Below are 382 nucleotides of genomic sequence, written 5' to 3' on the forward strand. Positions count from 1 at the left end.
GGACTAAAACTTGTCGGTGGTAAATTAATGCAAGTACCAATGGAACTTGCTGAAACACATTATGGTGAACACCAAGGTAAACCATTTTATAATGATTTAATTTCATTTATTACATCAGCACCAGTGTTCGCAATGGTAGTTGAAGGTGAAGATGCAGTTAATGTATCTAGACATATTATTGGCAGCACCAATCCTTCAGAAGCTTCACCAGGATCAATTAGAGGTGATTTAGGTTTAACTGTTGGTAGAAATATCATTCACGGTTCAGATTCATTAGAGTCTGCTGAACGTGAAATTAATTTATGGTTTAATGAAAATGAAATTACTAGCTATGCTTCACCACGTGATGCATGGTTATATGAATAAAATATAAGCTATAAAC

At 34.3% G+C, this 382-nt stretch carries 1 protein-coding gene; it reads left to right on the forward strand.

The annotated features are described in order from the left end of the window. Positions 1-366 (forward strand): nucleoside-diphosphate kinase (ndk, locus tag KSP9073_RS17405; RefSeq protein WP_042899222.1); only part of this gene is annotated, 366 nt, incomplete at its 5' end. Positions 367-382: the final 16 nt, after the last annotated feature.

Origin of the sequence: Kushneria phyllosphaerae, from assembly GCF_900312995.1 — a bacterium.
GTDB classification, from domain to species: domain Bacteria; phylum Pseudomonadota; class Gammaproteobacteria; order Pseudomonadales; family Halomonadaceae; genus Kushneria; species Kushneria phyllosphaerae.